The following is a 25020-nucleotide window of genomic DNA, read 5'->3' as shown; positions in this document are numbered from 1 at the left end:
CGGGGGCGCGCTTCACATACGGGCTGAACACGCATGTCGGGATGGGCCCGGCATGCCTCTGTTATGGAGTATGGATCATGCGCACCGGCGTGATCGCGAAGAAGGTGGGGATGACCCGCCTTTTCCAGGAAGATGGTCGGCACGTGCCGGTCACTGTCCTGGCGCTTGAAAATTGCCAGGTGGTTTCGGTTCGCACTGAAGACCGTGACGGTTACGTCGCGGTTCAGCTCGGTGCAGGCGAAGCCAAGCAGAAGAACGTTGCCAAGCCGCAGCGCGAACACTTTGCCAAGGCAGAGGTTCCGCTGAAGATGGAAGTCGCCGAGTTCCGCGTCGCTGAAGATGCGCTGCTCGATGTCGGCTCGACCATCGCCGCTTCGCACTTCGTCCCTGGCCAGTATGTCGACATCACCGGCAACACCCAGGGCAAGGGCTTCCAGGGCGCGATGAAGCGTTGGGGCTTCGGCGGTATGCGCGCCACCCACGGTGTCTCGATCTCGCACCGTGCACACGGTTCGACCGGTAATCGCCAGGACCCGGGCCGCGTCTTCAAGAACAAGAAGATGGCCGGTCACATGGGCGACCGTCAGCGCACCCAGCAGAACCTCGAAGTCGTCCGCACCGACGACGAGCGTGGCCTGATCTTCGTGAAGGGCTCGGTGCCCGGTTCGAAGAACGCCTGGCTCCTCGTGCGCGACGCCGTGAAGGTCTCGCGCCACGCTGAAGCGCCCTATCCCGCAGGCCTCAAGCAGGCCGCAAACAGCAATGACTCGGCAGCTGCCGACACTCCCGCAGAAGTTGCGGCTGTCGAAGCCACCGAAGGTCAGGAGGGCTAAGTCGTGAAGGTTCAGGTCCTCAATCTCGACGGCACCGCAGGCAAGGGCGAAGTGGAACTGTCGGACGACGTGTTCGGTCTCGAACCGCGCGCCGACATCCTGCACCGCGTCGTCACCTGGCAGCTCGAAAACCGTCGCGGCATTGCCCGCAAGGCGCGCGAGCGTTCGGACGTTGCCCGCACCGGCAAGAAGTTCGGTCGCCAGAAGGGCGGCGGTACGGCTCGTCACGGTGACCGCAAGGCGCCGATATTCATCGGCGGTGGCAAGGCTCACGGTCCGCGTGTCCGCGAGTTCAACATCTCGCTGAACAAGAAGGTCCGTGCGCTCGGTCTCAAGATGGCTCTCTCGTCGAAGGCCAAGGCTGGTCTCGTCGTGGTCGACTCGCTCGACATCGACGCCAAGACCAAGGCTCTCGTCGGCCAGCTGTCGAAGGCCAACTGGGGCAAGAAGGTTCTCGTGATCGACGGTGACGCCGTGAACGACAACTTCGCCAAGGCCGCCCGCAACATCGTCGGCGTGAACGTGCTGCCTGCCATCGGCGCCAACGTCTACGACATCCTGAAGCATGACACGCTGGTGCTGACGCGCTCTGCTGTCGAAAAGCTGGAGGCGCGTTTCAATGGCTAACGCAATCGACACGCGTCACTATGACGTGATCGTGGCACCCCACATCACGGAAAAGGCGACGCTGCTCAGCGAAAACAACGCCGTGGTCTTCAAGGTTGCCGAAAAGGCGACCAAGCCGGAGATCAAGGCAGCGGTCGAAGCCCTGTTCAACGTCAAGGTCACCAAGGTGAACACCCTGACCCAGAAGGGCAAGACCAAGCGCTGGAAGGGCAAGCCCTACAAGCGCTCCGACGTCAAGAAGGCTGTCGTGACCCTGGCTGCTGGCCAGTCGATCGACGTCACCAGCGGGATCTGAGGCTAGACCATGGCACTCAAGAGCTACAATCCGACCAGCCCCGCCCGGCGCGGCCTGATCCTCGTCGACAAGTCGTCGCTGTGGAAGGGCAAGCCGGTCAAGGCGCTGACAGAAGGCAAGTCGAAGACCGGCGGCCGCAACAACAAGGGCCATGTCACCTCGCGTGGCATCGCCGGTGGTCACAAGCAGAAGTACCGCTACATTGACTTCAAGCGTCGCAAGTGGGACATGCCGGCTACCGTCGAGCGTCTGGAATATGACCCGAACCGCACGGCGTTCATCGCTCTCATCAAGTATGAGGACGGCGAGCAGACCTACATCATCGCTCCGCAGCGTCTCGCCGTTGGCGATACCGTTGTCGCCGGAGAGAAGACCGACGTGAAGCCTGGCAATGCCATGCTGCTGTCGCAGATGCCGGTCGGCACCATCATCCACAACGTGGAGATGAAGCCGGGCAAGGGCGCGCAGATCGCACGTTCGGCAGGCACCTATGTCCAGCTCGTCGGTCGTGACCGCGGCATGGTCATCGTTCGCCTGAACTCGGGCGAGCAGCGCTACCTGCGTGGTGACTGCATGGGCACCGTCGGTGCCGTGTCGAACCCCGACAACGCCAACACGAACCTTGCCAAGGCCGGTCGCAATCGCTGGCTGGGCAAGCGTCCGCTGACCCGCGGCGTTGCCAAGAACCCGGTCGACCACCCGCACGGTGGTGGTGAAGGCCGTACTTCGGGTGGCCGTCATCCTGTGACTCCGTGGGGCAAGCCGACCAAGGGCGCCCGCACCCGTCACAACAAGTCGACGGACAAGATGATCATCCGTTCGCGCCACGCGAAGAAGAAGAGGTAAGACCACATGGCACGTTCCGTCTGGAAGGGCCCCTTCGTCGACCTGCATCTGCTGAAGAAGGCGGAAGCCGCTCACGATGCAGGATCGCGCGCTGGCGCCATCAAGACCTGGTCGCGTCGTTCGACCATCATTCCGCAGTTCGTTGGCCTGACGTTCAACGTCTACAACGGGCACAAGTTCATCCCGGTTTCCGTCTCGGAAGAGATGGTCGGCCACAAGCTCGGCGAGTTCGCACCCACGCGCACTTTCCCGGGTCACGCCGCTGACAAGAAGGGCAAGCGCTGATGAGCAAGCCTAAGGCACCCCGTCGCGTTGGCGACAAGGAAGCGCTGTCGGTCGGCACGCAGATCCGTGGTTCGGCCCAGAAGTTGAACCTCGTTGCTGCGCTGATCCGCGGTCACAAGGCCGAAGACGCGATGAACATCCTCGCGTTCTCGAAGAAGGCCATGGCTGTTGACGCCCGCAAGGTTCTCGCTTCGGCGATCGCCAATGCGGAAAACAACCACAACCTCGACGTCGACGCTCTGGTCGTGGCGGAAGCCTCGGTCGGCAAGTCGATCACGATGAAGCGCTTCCACACCCGTGGTCGCGGCAAGTCGACCCGCATCCTCAAGCCGTTCTCGCGGCTGCGGATCGTGGTCCGCGAAGTTGAGGAGGCCTGATCATGGGTCATAAATCGAACCCCATCGGTCTGCGCCTGCAGATCAACCGCACCTGGGACAGCCGCTGGTACGCGGAAGGTCGCAACTATGCGCAGATGCTCAAGGAAGACCTTGAGATCCGCAAGTTCATCGTCACGAACCTGCCGCAAGCAGCGATTTCGAAGGTGGTGATCGAGCGTCCGGCCAAGCTGTGCCGCGTATCGATCTATGCCGCTCGTCCGGGCGTCATCATCGGCAAGAAGGGCGCCGACATCGAGAAGCTTCGCTCGAAGCTTGCCACGATGACCGGCAGCGACGTGAAGCTGAACATCGTCGAGATCCGCAAGCCGGAAATCGACAGCAAGCTCGTCGCTCAGGGCGTTGCCGACCAGCTGGTCCGCCGCGTTGCCTTCCGTCGTGCGATGAAGCGCGCCGTGCAGTCCGCCCTGCGTCTTGGTGCCGAAGGCATCAAGATCACCTGCGGCGGTCGTCTCGGCGGTGCGGAAATCGCCCGCGTCGAATGGTACCGCGAAGGTCGCGTTCCGCTGCACACGCTGCGCGCGAACATCGACTACGCGGAAGCCGAAGCCCACACCGCCTATGGCGTGATCGGCATCAAGACCTGGATCTTCAAGGGTGAGATCCTCGGTCATGATCCGATGGCGCAGGACCGACTGATGATGGAAGCCCAGACTTCCGGCGTCCGTCCGGCACGCTGAGCCTAGAGGGTAGAGAAGCACCATGTTGCAACCGAAGAAGACCAAGTTCCGTAAGGCCTTCAAGGGCCGCATCCACGGCGTTGCCAAGGGTGGTACGGACCTGAACTTCGGCTCCTACGGCCTCAAGGCCCTTGAGCCGGAGCGCGTCACCGCTCGCCAGATCGAAGCGGCCCGTCGTGCGATCACGCGCCACATCCGCCGTCAGGGCCGTCTGTGGATCCGCGTGTTCCCGGACGTGCCGGTTTCGAAGAAGCCCGCCGAAGTCCGCCAGGGCAAGGGCAAGGGCTCGATCGAATACTGGGCAGCCCGCGTGAAGCCGGGTCGCATCCTGTTCGAACTGGACGGCGTCCCCGGCCCGCTCGCGGCCGAGGCATTCAGCCGCGCCGCGATGAAGCTGCCGATCAAGACGAAGGTGGTTGCCCGCCTGGGTGACACTTCGCACCTTGGTGGCGAGTGATTGGGAGTCGAATGATGGCCAAGATCGAAGACCTTCGCGCCAAGAGCGACGACCAGCTGAACGCTGAACTCGCCGAGCTCAAGCGCGAGCAGTTCAACCTGCGTTTCCAGGGCGCGACGAACCAGCTTGAGCGCCCCGCGCGCATCAAGGAAGTCCGTCGCGACATCGCGCGCATCAAGACGCTGCAGACTGAGCGTTCTCAGTCGGCCCAGGCGTAAGGAAGCCAATATGCCCAAGCGTATTCTGATCGGCACCGTGGTGTCCGACAAGACCGACAAGACCGTGGTCGTGAAGGTCGAGCGCAAGGTGAAGCACCCGCTCTACGGGAAGATCATCCGTCGCTCGAAGAAGTATCACGCCCACGACGAGGCGAATGCCTTCAAGACCGGCGAGACCGTTCGCATCGAAGAGACTGCGCCGATCTCGAAGCTGAAGACGTGGAAGGTCATCGACCGCGTCCAGGCCGGCAAGGGCACCGCGATCGAAGCGGACGTCTGATAAGGTCGTCAGCCAAAGTTTGGGGTTGCTTCGCGGCTCAAGTCGTGTAGCGGCCCCGGCTACTGTTTTGGAACTGCCGGACTGGTTCCGGCAAGCCAGTGAGAAGGAACCGGATCAATGATCCAGATGCAATCCAATCTCGACGTGGCGGACAACAGCGGCGCAAAGCGCGTCCAGTGCATCAAGGTGCTGGGTGGCTCGAAGCGTCGGTTCGCAAGCGTCGGCGACATCATCGTGGTGTCGGTCAAGGAAGCGCAGCCGCGCGCCCGCGTTAAGAAGGGCGACGTGCACCGCGCCGTCATCGTTCGCACGAAGAAGGACGTCCGTCGCACCGACGGTTCGGTCATCCGCTTCGACAGCAATGCCGCCGTTCTGGTCGGCAAGAACGAAGAGCCTATCGGCACGCGTATCTTCGGCCCCGTGGTTCGCGAACTCCGCGGCAAGGGCTTCATGAAGATCATCTCGCTCGCTCCGGAGGTGCTGTAATGGCTGCCGCGAAGATCAGGAAGGGCGACACCGTCGTCGTCCGTTCGGGCAAGGACAAGGGCCGCACCGGCACCGTTCTCCAGGTCCTTCCGAAGGATGAGAAGGTCGTCGTGCAGGGCGTGAACATCGCTGCCCGTCACCGCAAGCCGAGCCAGCAGAACCCCCAGGGCGGCATCGACCGCTTCGAGGCTCCGCTGCACATCTCCAAGGTTTCGGTCGCCGACAAGGATGGCAAGCCCACCCGCGTCCGCTTCGAGACCAAGGACGGCAAGAAGGTCCGTGTGGCCGTCAAGTCCGGGGAGGCCATCGATGGCTGACAAGTACACTCCGCGTCTGAAGGGCAAGTACGACGCCGAAATCGCAGCTGCGATGCAGGCCAAGTTCGGCTACAAGAACGCGCTCGAGATCCCGCGCATCGAAAAGATCACGCTCAACATGGGTGTGGGCGAAGCGAGCCAGGACAAGAAGAAGGTCACGACCGCAGCTGCCGAGATGGAGCTGATCGCCGGTCAGAAGCCTGTCATCACCAAGGCGAAGAAGTCGATCGCGCAGTTCAAGCTGCGTGAAGGCATGCCGATCGGTTGCAAGGTCACCCTGCGCCGCGAACGCATGTACGAATTCCTCGACCGCCTCATCACCATCGCAATGCCCCGCATCCGCGACTTCCGTGGTCTGAACCCGAAGTCGTTCGATGGTCGCGGCAACTACGCGATGGGTCTGAAAGAGCAGATCATCTTCCCCGAGATCAGCTACGACCAGATCGAGAAGGTGCGTGGCATGGACATCATCGTCACCACGACCGCGAAGACGGACGAGGAAGCCCGCGAGCTGCTTCGCCTGTTCGGTTTCCCGTTCCCGCAGGAAGCTGCTGAAGAGCAGCAGGCCGCGTGATCCAGAATTGAAGAAGAGAGCTTAAGTCCATGGCGAAACTGAGTTCCATCAACAAGAACGAGAAGCGCAAGAAGCTCGTTCAGAAGTACGCGGCCAAGTACGCTGCGCTCAAGGCCCAGGCCGACGATGAATCGCTCGACGAAACCGAGCGCCTGATCGCCCGCCTGAAGATGGCCGAGCTGCCGCGCAACGCGAACCCGACCCGGGTGCGCAACCGCTGTGCAACCACCGGCCGCCCGCGTGGCTACTATCGCAAGTTCGGCCTTTGCCGCATCGAGCTGCGGGACAAGGGCAACAAGGGCCTTATCCCCGGCATGACGAAGTCGAGCTGGTAAGGATCATCCGATGGCTATGACCGACCCCCTGGGTGATATGCTCACCCGCATCCGCAACGGCCAGCAGGCGAAGAAGGACTCGGTCCTTTCGCCCGCTTCGAAGCTGCGTGCGCACGTGCTCGAAGTCCTTCAGCGTGAAGGCTACATCCGCGGTTTCTCGGAGGACGCCACTGGCGCCCATCCGCAGCTGCGCATCGAGCTCAAGTATTTCGAAGGCCAGCCTGCGATCAAGCATGTTGCCCGTGTCTCCAAGCCTGGCCGCCGCGTCTACTCGGGTTCCAAGGAACTTCCGGTGATCCGCAACGGTCTTGGCATCACCATCGTCTCGACGCCGAAGGGCGTGCTTTCGGATGCCGAAGCACGCGCTGCCAACGTCGGTGGCGAAGTGCTGGCGGAGGTGTTCTGATGAGCCGCATCGGCAAGAAGCCGGTGGCGATCCCGAGTGGCGTCACCGCGAACATCGCGGACGGCGTGCTGACCGTGAAGGGCCCCAAGGGCACCCTGACGCTCACGCTGCGCGACGAGATCAGCTACACCGTCGATGGCGACACGATCCTCGTGAAGCCTGCGAACGACACCAAGGGCGCTCGCGCGTTCTGGGGCATGCAGCGCACCCTCGTCGACAACCTCGTCACTGGCGTGACGCAGGGCTACACCAAGGTCCTCGAGATCACCGGTGTCGGCTACCGCGCCAACGCCCAGGGCAAGAACCTGAAGCTGCAGCTTGGCTACAGCCACGACGTCGACTTCGCGGTGCCGGAAGGCATCGAGATCAAGACCCCTGACAACACCACGGTGGAAATCTCGGGCATCGACAAGCAGAAGGTCGGCCAGGTTGCCGCCGAGATCCGTCGCTGGCGCAAGCCCGAGCCTTACAAGGGCAAGGGCATCAAGTACCGCGGCGAGTTTATCTTCCGCAAGGAAGGGAAGAAGAAGTAATGGCAAAGCTGTCTCTCTTCGAACGCCGCCGCCGTCGCGTCCGCACTGCGCTCAAGGCGCGCTCGGGTGGCCGTCCTCGCCTGTCGGTGCATCGCTCCGGCCGTCACATCTACGCCCAGATCATCGACGATGCGGAAGGCAAGACCCTTGCTGCCGCTTCGACGCTGGTGAAGGGCCAGAAGTCGATCGGCGCGAATGTCGATGCCGCCGCCAAGGTTGGCACCGAGATCGCCGAGAAGGCCAAGGCCGCCGGTATCACCACTGTCGTGTTCGATCGCGGCGGGTTCCTGTTCCATGGCCGCGTCAAGGCGCTGGCCGATGCCGCCCGTGAAGGCGGGCTGGAGTTCTGACAATGGCTGACGAAACCAACCTGGAAGGCGCAGCCGCGGTCGAATCGACCGGCGGTGAGCAGCGCGAAGGTCGCGGTCGTGGCCGCGGCCGTGGCGGCAATGACCGTGGTGGCGAGCGTGGTGGCCGTGGCCGTCGCGACGACCGTCGCGGTCGTGGCAACAACGACGAGGAAGGTGGCGAGGAGCTGATCGAAAAGCTCGTCCACATCAACCGCGTTTCCAAGACCGTGAAGGGCGGCAAGCGCTTCGGCTTTGCAGCACTGGTCGTGGTCGGCGATGGCAAGGGCCGCGTCGGCTTCGGCAAGGGCAAGGCTCGCGAAGTGCCTGAGGCGATCACCAAGGCTACTGCCGCTGCAAAGCGTGCAATGGTCCGCGTGCCGCTCAAGGAAGGCCGCACCCTGCACCACGACGGCAAGGGCCGTTTCGGCGCTGGCAAGGTCAACGTGCGTTCTGCTCCGGCCGGTACCGGGATCATCGCCGGTGGCCCGATGCGCGCCGTGTTCGAAAGCCTTGGCGTTGCTGACGTGGTGACCAAGTCGGTCGGCACCTCGAACCCCTACAACATGATCCGCGCAACCTTCGACGCGCTGACCGACCAGACTTCGCCGAAGTCGGTTGCACAGCGTCGTGGCAAGAAGGTCGCCGATCTCCTCGGCCGTGGTGGCGCTTCGCAGGTCGAAGCCGAAGCCGCTGCCGAAGCCATCACGGAGTAATCGGTCATGGCAACGATCAAGATCAAGCAGATCGGTTCGCCGATCCGTCGCCCGGAAAGCCAGAAGAAGATTCTGATCGGCCTGGGCCTGGGCAAGATGCACCGCGTGGTCGAGCTGGAAGACACGGCCGAAGTGCGTGGCGCCATTGCCAAGCTTCCCCACATGGTGGCCGTGGTCGACTGACCATTGCTGCCCGTTGGGAAAAAGGACGCCCCGGCCCCGTGCCGGGGTTTTCCTTTGGGGCTCGGCGGTGCGGTGCCTCCAGTCCCGTGAGGGGGTGACAAGCCCGGCCTGATCGGCTAGGCGGCGCCCTTTCCAAAGCGCGTCTCAAAGCGAAAGCGAGTGCAGAACATGAAACTGAACGAACTCAACGACAACTACGGCGCCCGCAAGGGCCGCATGCGCGTCGGCCGTGGTATCGGCTCGGGCAAGGGCAAGACTGCCGGTCGCGGCCAGAAGGGTGCGAAGGCACGTTCGGGCGTCAGCATCAACGGCTTCGAAGGCGGTCAGATGCCGCTTCACATGCGCATCCCGAAGCGCGGCTTCAACAACATCTTCGCCAAGGACTACGCAGAGGTGAACCTCGGCATGATCCAGAAGATGATCGATGCCGGCAAGCTCGACGTCTCGGGCACCGTTGACCACGCCGCTCTCAAGGCTGCTGGCCTTGCTCGCGGTGGCAAGGATGGCGTCCGTCTCCTCGGCAAGGGCGAACTGACCACCAAGGTCGCGTTCTCGGTCGCTGGTGCCTCGAAGGGCGCCGTGGCTGCTGTCGAGAAGGCTGGCGGTTCGGTCTCGGTCATCGAAACCGGCCCGAGCGAAGCCGAGAAGAAGGCCGCTCGCGCTGCGGCCAACAAGGCCAAGTAAGCCAGTTCCGATCCCCGCTCGCCAGTCGGGCGGGGATTTCGGCTTGCAGGGCTTCGACTTTCGTAACCCCGCACTATATGGGCTAGCTCAAGACGTCCGAAACGCACGCGGCCAGCAGGCCCGGTTTCGCAGCAAGGCTTAGAACCCCGAAATGGCATCACGCGCCGACAACATCGCCAGCAACCTCAGTCTGGCCAACTTCTCCAAGGCAACCGAGCTCAAGAAGCGCATCTGGTTCACGGTGGGCGCGCTCATCGTCTTCCGGTTCCTCAGCTTCGTGCCGCTGCCCGGCGTGAATCCGCTGATCCTGGAGACGCTTTACGACCAGACGCGCGGCGGCGTTCTCGACATCTTCAACGCGTTCTCGGGTGGTTCGCTCGAGCGCATGAGCCTGATCGCGCTTGGCGTCATGCCTTACATCACCGCGTCGATCGTGGTGCAGCTTGCCGCCTCGCTCCATCCGGCGCTCGCCGCGATGAAGAAGGAAGGCGAAAGCGGGCGCAAGAAGCTCAACCAGTACACCCGCTATGGCGCGGTGCTGCTGACCGCCATCCAGGGCTGGGTGCTCGCCTCCGGGCTTGAAGCATACGGCGCGTCGAGCGGGCTGCAGGCTGTCGTGAACCCGGGCATGCTGTTCCGGGTCGGTGCCGTCATCTCGCTGATCGGCGGCACGATGTTCCTGCTGTGGCTGGGTGAGCAGATCACTTCGCGCGGAATCGGCAACGGTGTTTCGCTGATCATCATGGCCGGTATCGTCGCGCAGCTGCCCACGTTCTTCGGCAATCTGTTCGAAGGCGGTCGCACCGGCTCGATCTCGCCGTTCCTGATCGTCGGCATCGTGATCATGCTGATCGCGCTGGTGCTCGGCATCTGCTTCTTCGAGCGCGCGACCCGGCGCCTGCTGATCCAGTACCCCAAACGCGCCACGCAGCGCGGCATGATGAACGCCGACCGCAGCCACCTGCCGCTGAAGCTCAACACTGCTGGCGTCATTCCGCCGATCTTTGCCAGCTCGCTGCTGCTGCTGCCTCTAACGATCACGCAGTTTGCCGGCAACTCGATCTCGCCCGACACGACGATGGGCCAGGCAATCGTGACGCTGAACCAGTACCTCGGCCACGGCAAGCCGCTCTACATGCTGCTGTATGCGCTGGGGATCGTCTTCTTCGCGTTTTTCTATACCGCTGTGGTCTTCAATCCCGAGGAGACGGCCGAGAACCTCAAGAAGAATGGTGGGTTCATTCCTGGCATCCGTCCGGGCAAGAACACCCAGAACTACTTGGACTATGTGCTAACTCGCATCACCGTGCTGGGTGCGGCATATATCACCGTGGTCTGCGTCGTGCCGGAATTCATCATGGCGGAGACGGGCATGGGAACGCTGTTCTTCGGCGGCACCAGCCTGCTGATCGTGGTCAACGTCACGGTCGACACCATCACGCAGATCCAGTCGCACCTGCTGGCCCACCAGTATGGCGATCTGATCAAGAAGGCGAAACTGAAGGGCAGGCTGCGCTGACAGCAGCAGCCGCATGAGGGGGACGGTACCTTGAACATCATCCTTTTGGGGCCTCCGGGCGCGGGCAAGGGCACCCAGGCCCAGCGTTTGGTCGAACGCCACGGCATGAAGCAGCTCTCCACGGGCGATATGCTGCGCGCGGCCGTGAAGGCGCAGACGCCGGTCGGTCTCAAGGCCAAGGCTGTGATGGAAGCGGGCGAGCTGGTCTCTGACGAGATCGTATCAGCGCTGATCGGTGACGAGCTCGATGCCATGCCCGAGGGGCAGGGCGCGATCTTCGACGGTTACCCTCGCACGGCGCCCCAGGCCGAATCGCTGGGTGAACTGCTTGCTTCGCGCGGCAAGAAGCTGGACCACGTGATCGAACTCGACGTCAACGAGGATGCACTGGTCGAGCGCATCACCGGGCGTTACACCTGCGCAACCTGCGGCAAGGGCTATCACGACACCTTCGAGAAGCCTGCAGTCTCAGGCACCTGCGACAAGTGCGGAGGGCATGAATTCAAGCGCCGCCCTGACGACAACGAGGAAACCGTGCGCACGCGCATGGCCGAGTATCGGGCCAAGACCGCGCCGATCCTGCCGATCTATGAAGCGCAGGGTATCGTCGCCCGCGTTGACGGCATGGCGGACATGGACGACGTGACGGCAGCCATTGAGGCGATCCTCGGCAAGCGCTAACACCCGAGCTTGACCCGCCCGTCCCGGAGCGGGCGGAGGCGCGTGATGGGCAAGCTGTGGTATATCCTGACGGCGGGGCTTGGTGGTCTCGCCGTTGTTGCATCGGTGCCTGCCCGGGCTGAAGTTACGGCACGGACCGATTCCGGTTTCGTTATTCGCGTCACCGGGGAAGTCGCCGCCAGCCCGGCAGAGGCGTGGAAGGCCTTTACGACGCCGTCGCTGTGGTGGAACCCGCAGCACACTTTTTCCGGCGAGGCGGCCAATCTTTCCCTGGATGCGAGTGCAAACGGCTGCTTCTGCGAGAAGCTGCCCGTTCCGAAGGGCGCTCCGGCTACGCAGAAGCCGGGTTCTGTCATGCACATGCGCGTGATATACGCCGAACCTTACCGTGCCCTCAGGCTGGTGGGCGGGCTTGGCCCGCTGCAGTCCGAGGCGGTGAACGGGACCATGACGGTAACATTCAAGCCAGTGGAGGGCAGCGGTGGAAAGTCGACCCGCATTCTCTGGGAATATGTTGTCGGCGGCTTCATGCGCTACAAGACCGACACCATTTCGGGGGCCGTCGACAAGGTCCTGGGCGAGCAGATCAGCGGTTTGACCAAACTTATCGGACCAGCGAGTCCGGTTGACACCAAGCTGCTTTCGACGGAGCCGCTGGCCCCGGAAGCCTCGGTTGCCGGAACCAGGCCGGGTGCGAACGACAGTGCCACAGACGTGGCACCACCACCAGAAGAAGATGCACCGACCTACACCCCCGATCCGACAAAGGATGACGCAGCGGCCGGTGAGTCGGTGAAGTCGGCGCTCGACCAGCTTTTCAAGAAGAATGACGATCGCTTGCCGCCTGGGCGGTGAGGGCAAGCATCGCCGCTTTCCCACGGCGCAAAAGGCGTTAATCTGAATGCCAACAACAGCGCGACTCGGAACCTCTCCGGGTTGGGCGAATAACGGGCCGCACCCGCCGCTACCGGCATACATATCGTGAGCCGACAGAGGTTCCGACTTGGGGGAGAGTACCGTGGCCGTATCCGATCATGTTGACCTGCCGACCTTCATGGAGGGCGTTAAGAAGCGCAATCCGTATCAGCCGGAATTCGTCCAGGCGGTTCAGGAGGTTGCTGAAGACATCTTCGAGTTCATGCAGGACAAGGAGGAGTATCACTCGCAGCAGATCCTGCGTCGCATTGCCGAGCCGGATCGCGTGGTCTCGTTCCGCGTTTGCTGGGAGGACGACAACGGCAACATTCGCGTGCAGCGCGGTTGGCGCGTGCAGAACAACAATGCGATCGGCCCCTACAAGGGCGGCATCCGCTTCCATCCTTCCGTCACCGAATCCGTGCTGAAGTTCCTGGCGTTCGAGCAGACCTTCAAGAACGCGCTGACCGGCCTGCCGATGGGGGGTGGCAAGGGTGGATCGAACTTCAATCCCAAGGGCAAGAGCGTGCGGGAGATCATGCGCTTCTGCCAGAGCTTCATGACCGAACTCTACCGCCACATTGGTGCCGACATTGACGTTCCCGCAGGCGACATCGGCGTAGGCGGGCGCGAGATCGGCTTCATGTTCGGCCAGTACAAGCGCATCACCAACAACTTCACAGGCGTGCTGACCGGCAAGGGCCTCGAATGGGGCGGTTCCCTGATCCGCACCGAGGCGACCGGTTATGGCGCGGTCTACTTCCTGGCCAACATGCTGGCGACGAAGGGAGAAGACCTCACGGGCAAGACAGCGGTGATCTCCGGCTCCGGCAACGTGGCAACCCATGCCGCCGAGAAGATCGTGCAACTGGGCGGCAAGGTCCTGACACTGTCGGATTCGGGGGGCTACATCCACGACCCCGACGGTATCGATCAGGAAAAGATCGACTGGGTGAAGACGCACAAGACCCACCGTCGCGGCCGGATCGAGGAATATGTCACGGCGTTCCCGAAGGCAACATTCGTGGCCGGCAAGACGCCATGGGGCGTGCCTTGCGACGTCGCGCTGCCTTGCGCGACCCAGAACGAACTGCTCGGCGATGATGCGCGCATGTTGATCGCCAACGGCTGCAAGGCGGTGGCCGAGGGTGCCAACATGCCGACCGATCTGGACGGTGTGCATGTCTTCAAGGCAGCCAAGATCCTTTACGCGCCAGGCAAGGCCTCCAACGCTGGCGGCGTGGCCGTCTCCGGCCTCGAAATGAGCCAGAACTCCGAACGCCGCTCGTGGAAGGAGGAAGAACTCCAGCAGATGCTCAAGGACATCATGTCGGGCATCCACAAGTCGTGCCTCGCCTATGGCGATCAGGGCGGCGGCTATATCGACTACGTCAAGGGAGCGAATATCGCCGGCTTCAAGAAGGTGGCCGATGCGATGCTGGCCTTCGGCGTCGTCTGATCCGGAAGGCGAGGCTGGAGAACCGGGGGCGCCGAACGGGGCACCCTCGGGTCAGACGGTCGGTTGCTCAAGTTATCTTCGAGGCGCTGTCGAGCAATGACCGGACCGGAGAGATCTCCTGCAGGGAGTACCCTGCCGGGCCCTGACTGACGATTCGCAGATTTGGACGCAGCTTGGAGCGCAGGCCGGAAATCAGGACTTGCAGCGACTTCGTGCTGATCGGTCGATGCGTCGAACGGCCACTGATGGCAAGCTGGCTGCTCCGCACAGGTGACCCGCGCGCGGCTACGAGCATGGACAGGACACGCGCCTCGCGGCCGAGCAGTGGCTCTCGGGTGAAGTGCTGAAGATGCAGGTCCCTGACTTCCTCGACGACCTTCGACTGCTGGCTCTGGGCGATGCGGCCCAGCACGGCTCGCACGCGCGCTGCAGCCTCGGCGACCGGCATTTCACGATCGAAGACATCGTCGAAACCGGCATTGAGCAACTGCGCTTTCACGCTTGGCCGTACTTCGCGCATGATGACTATCTTGGCCTTCATTTTCAGCAAGGGCCGGTAGATGCGCATGAGCTTGCGGATCCGGACAGGGTCGCTGCCAATGACGAAAAGCGTGTTATAGTATTCCCGACTGTCGTCGATATGGCCGATGTAATCGTCGGTAATGCGGTGGAGCTGAACCCGGCCCGAGATCGCGCGAGCGAGCGCGGTTTCGGGCGCTGGATCGCCATTCCCGAAGTATAGCGTACGTGCACTGACGACTTCCTGGCGCGGGCCTTTCGGCTTCGCGCCCGGGGGCGGGCTCCCTGGTCTGCCCCCGCCGCCGCCACCGGCCGCAGACTGCGGCTTACGGGATTGAGACATTTAGCAGTAACTTTCGATATACGGTCGGGGTTAACTTTATAGATATTCTGCATTCTTGCAATGACGGCGGCCGGCTCTGCGATCGGTGAATGGCAGGGCGCCGCGATTCGACCACAAGCAACGCTTCACGGAAGCGCGTCCAATTTGGCACGAAACCGACCCGCGTCGTGGATAACGCCGTTTGCGCACCATCCTGCCGGCCGCGCATATTGCGAGAAAAGCGAGATAAGCTAAGGATTTGCGCCAAGGCGTTGCCAAATCGGCGCGAATATATCGTTCCCCTCTTGTTCCACGGGAACACAACGAGTACATAACCCTTGTTGACGGCTCGTGTCAGCCAACTCTAGCAAGGGAAACGAAGCCATGGCGGCTCAGCTCAAGCTCATCGAGGAAGGTAAGATCAAGGACATGGATCGTCAGAAGGCGCTCGACGCAGCCCTTGCACAGATTGACCGTGCGTTCGGCAAGGGTTCGGCAATGAAGCTGGGCTCGAAGGAAGCGATGCAGGTGGAGGCGATCTCCACCGGGTCGCTGGGGCTTGATATCGCACTCGGTGTCGGCGGTCTGCCGCGCGGACGCGTGATCGAAGTCTATGGGCCGGAAAGCTCGGGCAAGACCACGCTCGCGCTGCACGTCATCGCCCAGGCCCAGAAGACCGGTGGCACGGCGGCATTCATCGATGCCGAGCATGCGCTCGACCCGGTCTATGCCAAGAAGCTGGGTGTCGATATCGACAACCTGATCGTGTCGCAGCCGGATACTGGCGAACAGGCGCTGGAAATCACCGACACGCTCGTCCGTTCCAACGCGATCGACGTGCTGGTGGTGGACTCGGTGGCCGCGCTCGTGCCGCGTGCGGAAATCGAAGGCGAGATGGGCGACAGCCACGTCGGCCTGCAGGCCCGCCTGATGAGCCAGTCGTTGCGCAAGCTGACCGGTTCGATCAGCCGTTCGCGCTGCATGGTGATCTTCATCAACCAGCTGCGCATGAAGATCGGCGTGATGTACGGCAACCCCGAGACGACGACGGGCGGTAACGCGCTCAAGTTCTACGCCTCGGTCCGCCTCGACATCCGCCGCACTGGCCAGATCAAGGATCGTGACGAGATCGTCGGCAACGCCACGCGCGTGAAGGTGGTCAAGAACAAGGTGGCTCCGCCGTTCAAGCAGGTTGAATTCGACATCATGTATGGCGAAGGCATCTCGAAGATCGGCGAAATCCTCGACCTCGGCGTCAAGGCCGGGCTGGTCGAGAAGTCGGGTGCCTGGTTCAGTTATGACTCGATCCGCATCGGGCAGGGGCGCGAGAACGCCAAGAACTTCCTGCGCGAGAATTCCGAACTTTGCGACCGGTTGGAAGCCGCGATCCGCGGCCGCACCGACAAGGTTGCCGAAGGTCTGATGGTCGGTCCGGACGCGGACGACGACGTCTGATCTTCAAGGCGGCGGGCAGCCTCCATCCCCGGTGCAAGCCGGGCCCGCCAGCCAGACAAAGAGCCCGCGCGTTCCCCGGCAGGATCGCGCGGGCTTTTTGTTTGCGCGCCGGCGGTTGCGGGTTAACCTTCCACTTAAACCGCACGGAGAATCGCCATGGGCATCATCGTTCACCATCTCAACAACAGCCGTTCGCAACGGGTCCTCTGGTTGCTGGAGGAGCTTGGCGTCGATTACGAGATTCGGCACTATCAGCGCGATGCGGTGACCAACCTTGCCCCGCCCGAACTGAAGGCCGTGCACCCGCTGGGCAAATCGCCCCTGCTGGAGATCGATGGCCGGGTCATCGAGGAATCGGGCGCGATCGTGCAGGTCCTGTGCGAACGCTATGGCAAGGGCACCTGGCTCCCGGCGGAAGGTTCGGACGACGCCCTGCGGCACCTTGAACTGATGCATTTTGCCGAAGGCTCGGCCATGACCCCCGTCCTCCTGCAGCTTTATACCTCGCGCCTTGGAGAGGCTGCCGCGCCGCTGAAGCCGCGCATCGACGAACAGCTGGCAGCCCATTTTGGCTACATGGAGCAGATCCTGCGCCCGTCCGGCCACTTCATCGGCGACGATTGGACCGGGGCGGATGTGATGATGAGCTTCCCGGCAGAGATCGCGGTCATGCAAGGAGCGGGTGCGCGCTTCCCAAAGCTCGCGGCATTCGTCGCGGCCATCCACGCGCGGCCCGCGTGGCAGCGCGCGCGCGAAAAGGGCGGCGACTATTTCGGGATGTAAGGCATGACCAACGCGAGTGACTGGCAGGGGACGGTCGGACGGAGCTGGGCCAGCGAATGGCGGCGCACCGATGTCAGCTTTTCCGACCTGACACCCAAACTTCTGGCCGCCATCGCTCGAGAGCCGGGCGCGGCTGTTGCAGATATCGGTTGCGGAGCGGGGGAGCTGTCGATCGCCATTGCCGAGGCAAGGCCGCAAGCGCAGGTGACCGGCGTGGATATCTCTGCCGATCTGGTCGATGCGGCCCGCTCCCGCGCCATTCAGCCAAACCTGACGTTCGAGCTGGCCGATGCCTCGCAGTGGCAACCCGCGTCACGGCCGGACCTGTATGTATCGCGCCACGGCGTGATGTTCTTCTCCGAACCGCAAGCTGCCTTCGCCCATCTGGCCGCGCAGGCGATGCCAGGAGCGCGCATGGTCTTCTCGTGCTTTCGCAAGGCTGCCGAGAACGACTGGGCGGCGGCCATCGCGGCGCTACTGCCGAAAGGTGATTCTCCGCCAGCTTCGCCAACTGCGCCGGGCCCCTTCGCATTCGCCCTGCCGGAGCACGTGCGACGCTGCATGGCAGGATGGCGGGCGGTGGAGTTCGCGCCGGTGGATTTCCGGTACATCGCCGGCACCGGGCCAGATGCCGTGGGCGAGGCGATGGCGCTGTTCCGCCGCATCGGACCTGCTGCGGCGGCCTTGCGGACTTTGCGCGAGGCCGAGCGCGCAGCGGTCGAGATGCGGCTCGCCGAGCTTGTGGAGGCCCATCATCGGGACGGCGTGGTGGCATTCAATGCTGCGGCGTGGCTGGTAAGCGCCACGTCCGATCACAATGATGGATGAAACGTGCTTGTAGCGCGCCGAACGCTCGCCTAATCGGCCTTTCATGACTTCGACGAACGAAATCCGCCGCTCCTTCCTCGAATACTTCGGCTCGCACGGGCACGATGTGGTGCAGTCTGCGCCGCTGGTGCCCTACAACGACCCGACGCTGATGTTCACGAACGCCGGGATGGTGCCGTTCAAGAACGTTTTCACCGGGCTCGAGACACGCGCGACCCCACGCGCCACCTCGTCGCAGAAGTGCGTGCGCGCGGGCGGCAAGCACAACGATCTCGACAACGTCGGCTACACTGCGCGGCATCACACCTTCTTCGAGATGCTCGGCAACTTCTCGTTCGGCGACTACTTCAAGGAGCAGGCGATCACCCATGCGTGGACGCTGCTGACGCGCGAATGGGGCCTGCCCAAGGACAAGCTGCTCGCCACCGTCTACCATACCGACGACGAGGCGTTCGAGCTGTGGAAGAAGATCGCAGGCCTGCCTGAAGATCGCATCATCCGCATCGCCACCAAGGACAACTTCTGGGCGATGGGCGACGATGGCCCGTGTGGTCCCTGCTCCGAAATCTTCTTCGATCATGGCGATCACATCTGGGGCGGCCCTCCGGGATCGCCGGAAGAGGATGGCGACCGCTTCATCGAGATCTGGAACCTCGTGTTCATGCAGTTCGAGCAGACCGCGGGTGAAATCACCGGCAGCCTGCCCAAGCCGAGCATCGATACCGGCATGGGCCTCGAGCGCATTGCCGCCGTTCTGCAGGGCGAACACGACAACTACGACACCGACACGTTCAAGGCGCTGATCGCCGCATCCGAAAGCCTGACCTCGGTCAAGGCCGAGGGCGAGCAGCGCGCCAGCCATCGCGTGATTGCCGACCATCTGCGCTCGACCAGCTTCCTGTTGGCCGATGGCGTGCTGCCTTCGAACGAGGGCCGCGGCTATGTGCTGCGCCGTATCATGCGCCGCGCCATGCGCCACGCGCACCTGCTGGGCGCCAAGGACCCGCTGATGCACCGCCTGGTGCCGGCACTGGTCGCCGAGATGGGCGCTGCCTATCCTGAGTTGGGCCGTGCACAGCCGCTGATCGAGGAAACCCTGCTGCGCGAGGAAGTGCAGTTCCGCCGCACGCTTTCGAACGGCATCAAGCTGCTCGACGAAGCGACCGCTGCGCTGGGCGAGGGCGATGCGCTGCCGGGCGAGACCGCATTCAAGCTCTATGACACTTACGGTTTCCCGTACGACCTGACCGAAGACGCACTGCGCGCACGCGGCATCGCGGTGGACCGCGAAGGCTTCGATGCGGCGATGGCGCAGCAGAAGGCGGCGGCGCGTGCGGCGTGGAAGGGTTCCGGCCAGGCTGCGGACAGCGAAGTGTGGTTCGATGTTGCCGAGCGTGTCGGCGCGACCGAGTTCACCGGCTACACCGCCACCACCGGCGAGGCGCAGGTCGTGGCGCTGGTCAAGGACGGCAAGGAAGTCGACAATGCTGCGGCGGGCGACGACGTTACCGTGATCGTCAACCAGACGCCGTTCTACGGCGAAAGCGGTGGCCAGACCGGTGACGCAGGGACGATCACCGGCGCCGATGGTCTCAAGCTGGCCGTGAGCGACACCGCCAAGCCGCTGGGCCGCCTGCACGCGCACAACGCGAAGGTCGAGGCCGGGGCGATCAAGGTTGGTGACGTGGTGAAGCTCGACATCGATGTCGAACGTCGCGATGCAATCCGCGCCAACCACTCGGCCACGCACCTCCTGCATGCGGCACTGCGCAATCGCCTTGGCGGGCACGTGACGCAGAAGGGCTCGCTGGTCGCCGCCGATCGCCTGCGTTTCGACTTCTCGCAGCCGACTGCACTGACGCCTGAGGACATTGCCGCGATCGAAGCGGAAGTGAACGCCGAGATTCGTGCCAACGAACCAGTGACGACGCGCCTGATGAGCCCCGATGATGCGATCGAGGCGGGGGCGATGGCACTGTTCGGTGAAAAGTATGGCGAGGAAGTGCGCGTGCTTTCGATGGGCCGTGCGACGGAGAAGCACTATTCGGTCGAACTGTGCGGCGGCACGCACGTTCGGGCGCTGGGCGATATCGGCGTGTTCCGCATCGTCAGCGAAAGCGCGGTCTCGTCGGGCGTGCGCCGCATCGAGGCGCTGACCGGCGAGGGCGCGCGGCAGTGGTTCGTGGCCCGCGAAGAGGCATTGAAACACACCGCATCGATCCTGCGCACGACGCCGGAAGACGTGGAAGCCCGCGTGTCCGCCCTGATGGAAGAGCGCAAGAAGCTCGAGCGCGAACTGGCCGAGGCCAAGAAGGCGCTGGCGCTGGGCGGCGGTGCAGCCAAGGCGGAGAACGCGGACGAGGAAGTGGGCGGCGTGAAGTTCTCGGGCCAGGTGCTCGACGGGCTGGACCCCAAGGAACTGCGCGGACTGCTCGATCAGGCAAAGCAGCGTCTGGGTTCGGGCGTTGCGGTGATCGTGGCGGTGAACGAGGGCAAGGCTTCGATCGCGGCGGCGGTGACAGAGGATCTCGTCGGAAAGGTAAGCGCGGTCGATATGGTGCGCGCAGGCGTGGAAGCACTTGGCGGCAAGGGCGGTGGTGGCCGTCCGGACATGGCCCAAGGCGGCGGTCCGGACGGAGCAAAGGCTGCCGAGGCGATTGCTGCGGCTAAGGCTGTTCTTTCGAATTGACCGTCATTGCCTGCGCCCGCTGGCGCCGCGCGTTTCGGGTTCGGAGCCGCGGGCCAGATCCTTTTCGCGCATCGTGGCGTCGGTCTGCTGCGGCCCCTTGATCGGGCCCTTGTTCGGCTGATCGTCCTGCGTTGCCGGGTTCAGGTCGGGCTTGTTGCTGCGGTGGGTCATGTTTCTCTCCTTGCCATGAAAACACAGGGCAAGGAGATCGGTTGCGGGCTGTCAGGCAGAGCGTTCCCGGAGCGAGGCAGACTTGAGCTTGGGAAGCGAATTGAGCTCGCCTTCCTCCTTGATCTTCTGGCGCAGTTCGTCGCGCTTTTCATGGATCGAGGCGATGACCGGGCCCATCGGGAAGCCGAGATCGACGAGCACAGCTTCGGACAACTGTAGCGAGCTTTCGAGCGTCTCGGGCACGGCATGGCTGGCGCCGGCCTTGTAAAGCGCGGCGGCGTGCGTCGCGTCGCGCGCGCGGACGATGATCGGCAGGTCGGGATGTGCGCTGCGCAGGCGCTTGACCATGCGCAGGATGAGGACGGGTTCGTCCATCGTCAGGATCATCGCCTTGGCATCATCGAGGCCAAGCCGGGCGATGGCCGCTTCGCTGTCGACGTTGCCGAACAGGACCGGCAGGCCATCCTTGCGCGCGTTCCTGACGATGCCGGGGTCCGAATCGATGCCGAGCCAGGCGGCCTTGTGGACCGTCAGCATCTCGGCGATGAGCCTGCCGACGCGGCCGAAGCCCATGACGACGACGCGCTCGCCTTCCGGCTCCTCGACGAACGTATTCTGTCCGACGTCCGCAGTCCCGCGCGCGACCCGCTGCCCCCATGTCTCACCGAGTTTGGCCAAGAGCGGCGTAATTGTCAGGCCGATGGCGGTGACGATCTGCCAGAATTGGGCAGTCTCCCGGTCGATGAGGGTTGCCTCGGCGGCCGTGGTCAGCACGATCAGGGTAGTTTCCGATGGGCTGGCCATCAGGATGCCGGCTTCGAGTGCGGTAGCGCGCTCCTTGCCCATGGCGCGTAGGGCGAACATCGTGACAAGCGCTTTGAGCACCACCACACCGACGACTGCGAGGGTGAGCGGCCCGATCTGTGCCCAGACGACGCGCAAATCTATGCCCATGCCGATGGTGATGAGGAGAACGCCCAGCGCGAGGCCCTTGAACGGCTTGGTAATCGCTTCGACCTCGGTGTGATACTCGGTCTCGGCGATGAGCAGGCCCGCCAGCAGCGCGCCCATGATCGGCGAGAGGCCGACGAGAGACGTCGACAGCGCTGCGGCGATCACAACCAGCATCGTGGCAGCAAGGAACAACTCGGGGCTCTTCGTCTGTGCAGCCTGGGCGAAAAGGCGCGGTAGCAGCAGGCGTCCGCCGACCAGCAGGACGGCAATGACGATGCCGCCATAAAGCAGCGTTTCGCCAAGGGTTGGGCCATCCGAATGCGCGGCGACCGGGCCCATTGCACCAAGGATGAAGATGATCGGCACGAGCGCGATATCCTCGAACAGGAGCATCGACAGCGCGGCGCGGCCGACGGGACCATGGGTGCCGGCGATGGGCAGGACCAGCGCGGTCGAGGAAAGCGCAAGTGCAAGGCCGAGGCCGAAAGCGCCGCTGATCTGCAAACCGGTGGCCAGAAGTGCCGCCGACAGGAGGAAGGCCGAAATGCCAAGCTCCATCGCGCCAAGGCCGAAGACCAGTCGGCGCATGTCCCACAGGCGATTGAAGGACAGCTCCAGGCCGATCTCGAACAACAGGAGGATGATGCCGAACTCCGCGAAAGGCGTGATCGCGGCCGGATCGGAAATGGTGAAGTGGTACAGCCAGGGGTACTGCGGCACGAGCGCGCCGAGGCCGAACGGGCCGACCACCAGTCCGACGAGGATGAAGCCGATGATCGGGGTGATGCGGAAGCGGGCGAAGGCCGGGATGACGATGCCTGCGGCACCGAGGATTACAAGAGCGTCGGAAAGTGCGGTCGTCGGTTCGAGATTGCCTGCCATTGGCGAAGGTTAGGGGAGGGGGGCAATGGTGTCACCCGTTTCTGCATGTCGAACTGTTGCCAAAGCAAAAGGGCCCCGGCGGCAACCGGAGCCCTTTGCTGTTTCCGTAATGGAACCGGCGCTTATGCCCAGTTCTTCATTTCGGCTTCGAGGTTCTCGACGATGGCTTCGAAGAACTTCTCGGTGGTCATCCAGGCCTGATCCGGGCCGATCAGCAGGGCGAGGTCCTTGGTCATCTTGCCGCTTTCGACGGTTTCGATGCAGACGCGCTCGAGCGTTTCGGCGAACTTCACGACTTCCGGGGTCTCGTCGAACTTGCCGCGGTACATCAGACCGCGGGTCCACGCGAAGATCGAGGCGATCGGGTTGGTCGAGGTCTGCTTGCCCTGCTGGTGCTGACGGTAGTGACGGGTCACGGTGCCGTGGGCAGCTTCGGCTTCGATGGTCTTGCCGTCGGGCGACATGAGGACCGAGGTCATCAGGCCGAGCGAGCCGAAGCCCTGCGCAACCGTGTCGGACTGCACGTCACCGTCGTAGTTCTTGCAGGCCCAGACGAACTTGCCCGACCACTTGAGCGCCGAGGCGACCATGTCGTCGATCAGGCGGTGTTCGTAGCTGATGCCGGCGGCGGCGAACTTTTCCTTGAAGCCTTCGGTGTCGAACACTTCCTGGAACAGATCCTTGAAGCGGCCGTCGTAGGCCTTGAGGATGGTGTTCTTGGTCGACAGGTAGACCGGCCAGCCCAGCGACAGGCCGTAGTTGAACGACGCGCGGGCGAAGTCGCGGATCGAATCGTCGAGGTTGTACATCGCCATGGCGACGCCGCCCGAGGGATAGTTGAACACTTCGCGGTCGATCGTCTCACCGTTGTCGCCTTCCCAGACGAGGCGCAGCTTGCCGGGGCCGGGGACGACGAAGTCGGTGGCGCGGTACTGGTCGCCGAAGGCGTGGCGGCCGACGACGATCGGGTCGGTCCAGCCCGGAACGAGGCGGGGCACGTTCTGGATCACGATCGGTTCGCGGAAGACCACGCCGCCAAGGATGTTGCGGATCGTGCCGTTGGGCGACTTCCACATCGACTTGAGGTTGAATTCCTCGACGCGCTGTTCGTCAGGCGTGATCGTGGCGCACTTCACGCCGACGCCGTACTGCTTGATTGCATTGGCGGAATCGATGGTGACCTGGTCGTCCGTCTCGTCGCGCTTCTGGACCGAGAGGTCGTAGTACTTGAGGTCAATGTCGAGGTAGGGGAGGATCAGGCGCTCGCGGATCCATTCCCAGATGATCCGGGTCATTTCATCGCCGTCGAGTTCGACGACCGGGTTCTTCACCTTGATCTTCGCCATGTCCGTCCTGTCTTTCAAGCTGGGGAGAGAAATTGCGCCTTCCCTTAGCAGAGGCTTGCCGGTGCGCAAGGCAGTGGGGCGATTCGCGCAATTTTTGCAGGCTTTGCGCTGGACATCGGCGCATGGGCAATGCAGATATTTAAGTGACCGGTTAAAGCCGGGTGGAAGTCCTTTTGGAGAGATGCGATGAGCGAGGCGGAAGTCCTTACCCAAGTCGATGGCAACGTGCTGATCGTCACGATCAACCGGCCCGATGCAAAGAATGCCATGAACAAGGCTGCGGCCGAGGGCATTTCGGCAGCGATGGACCGGCTGGATGCCGATGCCGACCTGCGCTGTGCGATCCTCACCGGGGCTGGCGGCACGTTCTGTTCAGGGATGGATCTCAAGGGCTTCCTGCGCGGGGAGTCGCCCTCGATTCCCGGGCGCGGTTTTGGCGGCCTGTCGGAATGGACGCCGAAGAAGCCGATCATCGCTGCGGTCGATGGCTATGCCTTGGCGGGCGGCATGGAACTGGCGCTGTCGTGCGACCTGATCGTGGCGAGCGCTTCATCCAAGTTCGGCATTCCCGAAGCCAAGCGCGGACTTGCCGCTGCTGCCGGTGGCCTGATCAAGCTGCCGCGCCAGATCCCGCCGCGCATCGCCATGGAACTGGCGCTGACCGGCGACTTCATCACCGCCCAGCGCGCTTATGAGCTTGGCTTCATCAACCAGATCGTCGAGGGCCCGTCGCTGGAAGCAGCAAAGGCTCTGGCAGCGAAGGTCGCCGAGAACGGTCCGCTCGCACTGATCGCGTCGAAGGGCATCATCCGCGATTCGCACGAGTGGACCGAGGCGGAAATGTGGAAGAAGCAGCAGGCCTATATCGCGCCGGTATTCACGTCGAGCGACGCACGCGAAGGCGCCGCCGCCTTTGCCGAGAAGCGCAAGCCGAACTGGCAGGGCAAGTAAGATCGCCAGGGCGGGGGCGCTGGTCGCTCCCGCCACTTTGCCCTGTCGA

At 63.3% G+C, this 25020-nt stretch carries 33 protein-coding genes; 29 read left to right on the top strand and 4 right to left on the bottom strand.

Going from position 1 to position 25020, the window contains the following annotated elements; translation table 11 throughout:
* The first annotated feature begins 77 nt into the window (after positions 1-77).
* The 24 genes from rplC (at position 78) to gdhA (ending at position 14071) form a co-directional block, all read left to right on the top strand.
* Positions 78-833, top strand: a complete 756-nt coding sequence (gene rplC / locus AX703_RS10650) for a 50S ribosomal protein L3 (RefSeq protein WP_062343946.1) — start codon at positions 78-80, stop codon at positions 831-833.
* Between the two features lie 3 nt (positions 834-836).
* Positions 837-1460, top strand: coding sequence for a 50S ribosomal protein L4 (gene rplD / locus AX703_RS10645; protein WP_039334370.1), 624 nt, complete (start codon positions 837-839; stop codon positions 1458-1460).
* The gene (locus tag AX703_RS10640; RefSeq protein ID WP_039334368.1) at positions 1453-1755 is read left to right on the top strand and encodes a 50S ribosomal protein L23; all 303 of its coding nucleotides are present in this window, start codon (positions 1453-1455) and stop codon (positions 1753-1755) included. The genes rplD and AX703_RS10640 overlap by 8 nt, the downstream gene beginning before the upstream one ends.
* A 9-nt stretch (positions 1756-1764) precedes the next feature.
* Positions 1765-2601, top strand: coding sequence for a 50S ribosomal protein L2 (rplB, locus tag AX703_RS10635; protein WP_039334367.1), 837 nt, complete (start codon positions 1765-1767; stop codon positions 2599-2601).
* Between the two features lie 6 nt (positions 2602-2607).
* Complete coding sequence (gene rpsS, locus AX703_RS10630) at positions 2608-2886, top strand: 30S ribosomal protein S19 (protein WP_039334365.1); 279 nt, start codon at positions 2608-2610, stop codon at positions 2884-2886.
* On the top strand, positions 2886-3263 hold the full coding sequence (rplV, locus tag AX703_RS10625) for a 50S ribosomal protein L22 (protein WP_039334363.1): 378 nt from the start codon (positions 2886-2888) through the stop codon (positions 3261-3263). The genes rpsS and rplV overlap by 1 nt, the downstream gene beginning before the upstream one ends.
* 2 nt (positions 3264-3265) lie before the next feature.
* Positions 3266-3961 (top strand): 30S ribosomal protein S3, encoded by a 696-nt coding sequence (rpsC, locus tag AX703_RS10620; protein WP_039334362.1) that lies wholly within the window; start codon positions 3266-3268, stop codon positions 3959-3961.
* Between the two features lie 22 nt (positions 3962-3983).
* Positions 3984-4418, top strand: a complete 435-nt coding sequence (gene rplP, locus AX703_RS10615) for a 50S ribosomal protein L16 (RefSeq protein ID WP_039334360.1) — start codon at positions 3984-3986, stop codon at positions 4416-4418.
* Between the two features lie 11 nt (positions 4419-4429).
* Positions 4430-4636 (top strand): 50S ribosomal protein L29, encoded by a 207-nt coding sequence (rpmC, locus tag AX703_RS10610; RefSeq protein WP_039334358.1) that lies wholly within the window; start codon positions 4430-4432, stop codon positions 4634-4636.
* Between the two features lie 10 nt (positions 4637-4646).
* Entirely contained in the window at positions 4647-4916 is a 270-nt protein-coding gene (gene rpsQ, locus AX703_RS10605; RefSeq protein WP_039334356.1) for a 30S ribosomal protein S17, read from the top strand.
* A 117-nt stretch (positions 4917-5033) separates the two neighbouring features.
* Positions 5034-5402 carry a 50S ribosomal protein L14 gene (rplN, locus tag AX703_RS10600; RefSeq protein ID WP_039334354.1) on the top strand — a complete coding sequence of 123 codons (369 nt, stop codon included), beginning with the start codon at positions 5034-5036 and terminating at the stop codon, positions 5400-5402.
* Positions 5402-5719 carry a 50S ribosomal protein L24 gene (rplX, locus tag AX703_RS10595; protein WP_039334352.1) on the top strand — a complete coding sequence of 106 codons (318 nt, stop codon included), beginning with the start codon at positions 5402-5404 and terminating at the stop codon, positions 5717-5719. The genes rplN and rplX overlap by 1 nt, the downstream gene beginning before the upstream one ends.
* Complete coding sequence (rplE, locus tag AX703_RS10590) at positions 5712-6293, top strand: 50S ribosomal protein L5 (RefSeq protein WP_039334350.1); 582 nt, start codon at positions 5712-5714, stop codon at positions 6291-6293. Before rplX ends, rplE begins: the two co-directional genes overlap by 8 nt.
* A 29-nt stretch (positions 6294-6322) precedes the next feature.
* Entirely contained in the window at positions 6323-6628 is a 306-nt protein-coding gene (gene rpsN, locus AX703_RS10585; protein ID WP_062343945.1) for a 30S ribosomal protein S14, read from the top strand.
* A 10-nt stretch (positions 6629-6638) separates the two neighbouring features.
* Positions 6639-7034, top strand: coding sequence for a 30S ribosomal protein S8 (gene rpsH / locus AX703_RS10580; protein ID WP_039334346.1), 396 nt, complete (start codon positions 6639-6641; stop codon positions 7032-7034).
* Positions 7034-7567, top strand: coding sequence for a 50S ribosomal protein L6 (gene rplF / locus AX703_RS10575; RefSeq protein WP_039334344.1), 534 nt, complete (start codon positions 7034-7036; stop codon positions 7565-7567). The genes rpsH and rplF overlap by 1 nt, the downstream gene beginning before the upstream one ends.
* Positions 7567-7917 carry a 50S ribosomal protein L18 gene (rplR, locus tag AX703_RS10570; RefSeq protein WP_039334342.1) on the top strand — a complete coding sequence of 117 codons (351 nt, stop codon included), beginning with the start codon at positions 7567-7569 and terminating at the stop codon, positions 7915-7917. The genes rplF and rplR overlap by 1 nt, the downstream gene beginning before the upstream one ends.
* Before the next feature lie 2 nt (positions 7918-7919).
* Complete coding sequence (gene rpsE, locus AX703_RS10565; RefSeq protein WP_039334340.1) at positions 7920-8630, top strand: 30S ribosomal protein S5; 711 nt, start codon at positions 7920-7922, stop codon at positions 8628-8630.
* A 6-nt stretch (positions 8631-8636) separates the two neighbouring features.
* Positions 8637-8813, top strand: coding sequence for a 50S ribosomal protein L30 (gene rpmD, locus AX703_RS10560; RefSeq protein WP_039334338.1), 177 nt, complete (start codon positions 8637-8639; stop codon positions 8811-8813).
* Positions 8814-8981: 168 nt separating this feature from the next.
* Complete coding sequence (gene rplO, locus AX703_RS10555) at positions 8982-9497, top strand: 50S ribosomal protein L15 (protein ID WP_039334443.1); 516 nt, start codon at positions 8982-8984, stop codon at positions 9495-9497.
* 151 nt (positions 9498-9648) lie between these two features.
* Complete coding sequence (secY, locus tag AX703_RS10550; RefSeq protein WP_062343944.1) at positions 9649-11016, top strand: preprotein translocase subunit SecY; 1368 nt, start codon at positions 9649-9651, stop codon at positions 11014-11016.
* A 30-nt stretch (positions 11017-11046) separates the two neighbouring features.
* Positions 11047-11697: an adenylate kinase gene (locus tag AX703_RS10545; RefSeq protein ID WP_039334332.1), complete on the top strand. Its 651-nt coding sequence runs from the start codon at positions 11047-11049 to the stop codon at positions 11695-11697.
* Between the two features lie 45 nt (positions 11698-11742).
* Positions 11743-12552 (top strand): SRPBCC domain-containing protein, encoded by an 810-nt coding sequence (locus tag AX703_RS10540; protein ID WP_062343943.1) that lies wholly within the window; start codon positions 11743-11745, stop codon positions 12550-12552.
* 163 nt (positions 12553-12715) lie between these two features.
* On the top strand, positions 12716-14071 hold the full coding sequence (gene gdhA, locus AX703_RS10535; protein WP_039334327.1) for an NADP-specific glutamate dehydrogenase: 1356 nt from the start codon (positions 12716-12718) through the stop codon (positions 14069-14071).
* A gap of 67 nt (positions 14072-14138) precedes the next feature.
* On the opposite strand, the gene AX703_RS10530 is transcribed toward gdhA, so the two are convergent.
* Positions 14139-14933 carry a helix-turn-helix domain-containing protein gene (locus AX703_RS10530; RefSeq protein WP_062343942.1) on the bottom strand — a complete coding sequence of 265 codons (795 nt, stop codon included), beginning with the start codon at positions 14931-14933 and terminating at the stop codon, positions 14139-14141.
* A 363-nt stretch (positions 14934-15296) separates the two neighbouring features.
* On the opposite strand from AX703_RS10530, the gene recA reads away from it, so the two are divergent.
* The 4 genes from recA to alaS all read left to right on the top strand — a co-directional run bounded on the left by recA (position 15297) and on the right by alaS (position 20667).
* The gene (recA, locus tag AX703_RS10525; protein WP_039334323.1) at positions 15297-16367 is read left to right on the top strand and encodes a recombinase RecA; all 1071 of its coding nucleotides are present in this window, start codon (positions 15297-15299) and stop codon (positions 16365-16367) included.
* Positions 16368-16523: 156 nt separating this feature from the next.
* Complete coding sequence (locus tag AX703_RS10520) at positions 16524-17150, top strand: glutathione S-transferase family protein (protein ID WP_062343941.1); 627 nt, start codon at positions 16524-16526, stop codon at positions 17148-17150.
* Positions 17151-17153: 3 nt separating this feature from the next.
* Entirely contained in the window at positions 17154-17978 is an 825-nt protein-coding gene (locus AX703_RS10515) for a trans-aconitate 2-methyltransferase (protein WP_062343940.1), read from the top strand.
* Positions 17979-18021: 43 nt separating this feature from the next.
* Positions 18022-20667, top strand: coding sequence for an alanine--tRNA ligase (gene alaS / locus AX703_RS10510; RefSeq protein WP_062343939.1), 2646 nt, complete (start codon positions 18022-18024; stop codon positions 20665-20667).
* Between the two features lie 3 nt (positions 20668-20670).
* Here the strand turns inward: alaS and AX703_RS27345 are convergent, their stop codons facing one another.
* From AX703_RS27345 to AX703_RS10500, 3 genes are all read right to left on the bottom strand, one after another.
* Positions 20671-20838, bottom strand: coding sequence for a hypothetical protein (locus AX703_RS27345; RefSeq protein ID WP_156135766.1), 168 nt, complete (start codon positions 20836-20838; stop codon positions 20671-20673).
* Between the two features lie 51 nt (positions 20839-20889).
* Positions 20890-22674 (bottom strand): cation:proton antiporter, encoded by a 1785-nt coding sequence (locus AX703_RS10505; protein WP_062343938.1) that lies wholly within the window; start codon positions 22672-22674, stop codon positions 20890-20892.
* 122 nt (positions 22675-22796) lie between these two features.
* Positions 22797-24020, bottom strand: a complete 1224-nt coding sequence (locus tag AX703_RS10500) for an NADP-dependent isocitrate dehydrogenase (protein WP_062343937.1) — start codon at positions 24018-24020, stop codon at positions 22797-22799.
* Positions 24021-24206: 186 nt separating this feature from the next.
* Between AX703_RS10500 and AX703_RS10495 the strand changes: the two genes are divergently transcribed.
* Positions 24207-24971 (top strand): crotonase/enoyl-CoA hydratase family protein, encoded by a 765-nt coding sequence (locus tag AX703_RS10495; protein WP_062343936.1) that lies wholly within the window; start codon positions 24207-24209, stop codon positions 24969-24971.
* Positions 24972-25020: the final 49 nt, after the last annotated feature.

Source organism: Novosphingobium sp. CCH12-A3 (assembly GCF_001556015.1).
In the GTDB taxonomy this organism is placed as follows: Bacteria; Pseudomonadota; Alphaproteobacteria; order Sphingomonadales; family Sphingomonadaceae; genus Novosphingobium; species Novosphingobium subterraneum.
The sequence above is the reverse complement of the archived record's forward strand: the minus strand, read 5'-3'. Positions and strand labels throughout refer to the sequence as shown.